Raw genomic sequence first — 281 nt, 5'->3', positions numbered from 1 at the left:
GATGTGCTGTTCGTCAACGAAGCCGACATCATTCGTCTGGGCTTTCAGCCGGGTCAGAAAGCTGACGTGATCTCAATCTGGAGCGACAACCGCGAGCGCCGCGTCAAAGGCTTCACCCTGCTGGCGTTCGACATTCCGGCCGGTCAGGCTGCGGCCTACTACCCAGAGGTCAACCCGCTGGTACCGCTGGAAAGCGTTGGCGATGGCAGCAGCACGCCGACGTCGAAGTTCGTGGCCATTCGTCTCGAGCGATCGGCAGAGTCGGCCCGCATCATCTGACG

1 pseudogene is annotated in these 281 nt (G+C 61.6%); it reads left to right on the top strand.

Annotated elements, in window-relative coordinates:
- A pseudogene (locus ALO43_RS26300) lies at positions 1–279 on the top strand (CbbBc protein); the annotation flags it as partial.
- Positions 280–281: the final 2 nt, after the last annotated feature.

Origin of the sequence: Pseudomonas tremae (genome assembly GCF_001401155.1) — a bacterium.
GTDB lineage: Bacteria > Pseudomonadota > Gammaproteobacteria > Pseudomonadales > Pseudomonadaceae > Aquipseudomonas > Aquipseudomonas tremae.
Note: the sequence above shows the minus strand (reverse complement) of the source record. Positions and strands in the feature narration are given on the sequence as shown.